Genomic DNA, 2342 nt, shown 5'->3' with positions numbered 1-2342 from the left:
GGCACCTGCCGCCGCGCTATGGCCGGCTGCGCCACCCCAACCCGCTTCGCCGGCCACCTCAACCGTGGTCGCCAAACCTACCATGCATTAGATTTGAACCGGACCACCTGATAGGGGCAGGCCACCAGCGCATCGGCGTCCGGCCACGCCAGCCGGAGGTAGCGGCGGGCGCAGACGTGCTGGAAGATGAGACGCTTTTCAATCGAGGTGGAAGGATCGTCGGCGGTTGGCTCCCACTGCGCGATTCCGCGCGTTAAAAGTGCGACAACATTGGGAGCGATGGGATCGAGGGCGCGCAATCGCGGTAGTACCGTAGCGCCTGCGATGGTGGGCGGTAGTACCGCCAACGCGGCGCTCGCTGCGCCTCCGGCCAGGGTGTCTCGCCTGTTCATGGTCGCCTCGAAGCTTCGTGCTGAAGCGAGCCTATGCCGATCGCGGCTCGGTGTGAATCCACTGCGCGCTCGTCATTGGCTGGCGACTTCCGCCTGGCTGAGCTTGGCGCGGGTTCGCGCTGTGATCAGCGAGGCGACGAGCGCGAACTCGTCTTCGAGCGCGTCATAAGCGTCGCGATAGGCTGGGTTGTCGGCCATCCGCTTGTCATGCAGGTCTGCTGCCTTGATCGTCTTCATCGTACCTCCCTGGCTTGCGCGGTCCGGCATTAAGGGTGGACATGGGGGTGTTGCCCTTGTGGTCGGGGCCGCACATTGACGGACACTTCCACGTCCTGGCCCAAATGCGTCAGGATGTTCATCAGACGATCGATGGTGAAGCGCGAGAGCTTGACGCTGCGGATGCGCGAGAAGTCTGCATGGCTGATGCCTGTCGCCTCCTGCGCCTTGCGCGTCGTCCACTGCCTTTCATCCAGTATCTTGATGATCTCGGACGCCATCAGCGCCTTCGCCTGCAACAGATCGGCATCGTCGCGTCCGAAGTCCCGAAAGGCGTTACCGCTACCGTGGACCAGTTCCATATCGTCGTTCATTTCAGCATCTCCTTCAGTCTTTTGATCCGCTCCACAACCAGATCGATGTCCTGTTTCGGGGTCGCTATGCCGCTTTTCGATTTCTTCTGAAAAGCGTGCACGACCCATAAAGCGCCCTCGAACTGAAGCGTGTAGACGCTCCGGTAGGCATCACCCCGATGTCGCAGCGCGACCTCATAGACGCCAGAGCCGAGGCCCTTCATCGACTTGACGATCCCCGGAAACCCGCCGTCCGCCGCTATGGTCAGAGCGGCCAGGATGTCGTCCTGCGCCTCTTGCGGGAAGGCTTCGAAATCCTTCCTCGCCGCCTTGATCCAGGAGACTGGCCTCGTCGTCCGATAGGTTATCATCTGGTCAATGTTGGCAGAAATGCCACCAAAGATCAAGCATTGTCCCTGCTCGATCCGCTAAGAGAGCGCCGAGGCAGCTCTTGGAGACTTGACCGCTGGCCTTTACCAATTCTGAGACATACGCTGCCTTCGATTGGCGATCACATCCTGGAGCTGGCGCTATGGCCGATAGGTTGCCTCGCAAAGCTGAGGATATCCGCCGGTTGCTGGCAGACGCTGCCGCACCCCCTTTCCCAGGCCGAGAGCTCGCGGACGAGCTGGTCGCGGACATCCTGAATTGGGCGCTGAACCAATACCATCAGGTGCAATACGATCTCATGAGGCCTGTCACGTTCAGGTTCGATGGTCCGCTCCGACTGCGCTTTGACGAGGCTGAGACAGTCGAGATCGACGCGAGAAAGCTGAATACTTTCGTGCAAGGCTACACTGTCGAGCCCGGCGTGGTAAAAGTTCGTGCGTTATTTTACAGATTATTCTACAACGACGACCATGTTGTTGTTCATAGGCTAGTTGGGGCCGAGTATAGGGAAATCGTGAAACCAGAAAAATCAGATGAAAAGCCTCTACCCGTCGAATTCGAAAAGGCCGCTAAGCGGGAGGTCCTGGTCGCCGTCGGGCTGCAAGAACCCCTTTTGATGAAGGTTATGGCGCAGGCTGCCGAGGACTCGAAGACGGTCAACGAGTGGATCATCGAGGCCATCAACCACCGCATGATGATGCGGGTGGAACCCGTCGTCAGAAACCTCCCAACGTCGCCGCCGAACGGCGAGCTGTTCAAGCACCGCGCGAACCGGCGCGAAAAACCGCCGGAGTTTATCGCCCGCGTTTACGGGCCATATTTAACGGGAGATTTTACACGAGCTGATTTAAGGCGCGTGGATGCAAATTGGTCTGCCCCCTGAAAAGTGGTCCTCCCTGAAGTAGGCTTTCGAGCTGATGGAGGACACGAGAATGGGACAGAAGAAGCACAAGCCGGAAGAGATCGTCGCCAAACTTCGGCAGGTGGACGT

At 59.2% G+C, this 2342-nt stretch carries 5 protein-coding genes; 1 reads left to right on the top strand and 4 read right to left on the bottom strand.

Annotated elements, in window-relative coordinates; all coding sequences use genetic code 11:
• Window positions 1-77 precede the first annotated feature (77 nt).
• The 4 genes from H7A85_RS20600 to H7A85_RS20585 form a co-directional block, all read right to left on the bottom strand.
• Window positions 78-299, bottom strand: a complete 222-nt coding sequence (locus H7A85_RS20600) for a hypothetical protein (protein ID WP_182422407.1) — start codon at window positions 297-299, stop codon at window positions 78-80.
• Window positions 300-464: 165 nt separating this feature from the next.
• Complete coding sequence (locus H7A85_RS20595; protein WP_182422406.1) at window positions 465-629, bottom strand: hypothetical protein; 165 nt, start codon at window positions 627-629, stop codon at window positions 465-467.
• A 29-nt stretch (window positions 630-658) separates the two neighbouring features.
• Window positions 659-982: a helix-turn-helix transcriptional regulator gene (locus H7A85_RS20590; RefSeq protein WP_182422405.1), complete on the bottom strand. Its 324-nt coding sequence runs from the start codon at window positions 980-982 to the stop codon at window positions 659-661.
• Window positions 979-1368 carry a type II toxin-antitoxin system RelE/ParE family toxin gene (locus H7A85_RS20585; protein ID WP_244631305.1) on the bottom strand — a complete coding sequence of 130 codons (390 nt, stop codon included), beginning with the start codon at window positions 1366-1368 and terminating at the stop codon, window positions 979-981. The genes H7A85_RS20590 and H7A85_RS20585 overlap by 4 nt, the downstream gene beginning before the upstream one ends.
• 125 nt (window positions 1369-1493) lie before the next feature.
• Between H7A85_RS20585 and H7A85_RS20580 the strand changes: the two genes are divergently transcribed.
• Complete coding sequence (locus tag H7A85_RS20580; RefSeq protein WP_182422404.1) at window positions 1494-2234, top strand: hypothetical protein; 741 nt, start codon at window positions 1494-1496, stop codon at window positions 2232-2234.
• Window positions 2235-2342 lie beyond the last annotated feature (108 nt).

The sequence above is a fragment of the Aureimonas sp. ME7 genome (genome assembly GCF_903970965.1).
GTDB lineage: Bacteria > Pseudomonadota > Alphaproteobacteria > Rhizobiales > Rhizobiaceae > Aureimonas.
The sequence above is the reverse complement of the archived record's forward strand: the minus strand, read 5'-3'. Positions and strand labels throughout refer to the sequence as shown.

Coding starts and splice junctions, on each gene's coding strand:
- H7A85_RS20590 (WP_182422405.1), bottom strand. CDS start 982: ATGAACGACGATATGGAACTGGTCCACGGTAGCGGTAACGCCTTTCGG.
- H7A85_RS20580 (WP_182422404.1), top strand. CDS start 1,494: ATGGCCGATAGGTTGCCTCGCAAAGCTGAGGATATCCGCCGGTTGCTG.
- H7A85_RS20595 (WP_182422406.1), bottom strand. CDS start 629: ATGAAGACGATCAAGGCAGCAGACCTGCATGACAAGCGGATGGCCGAC.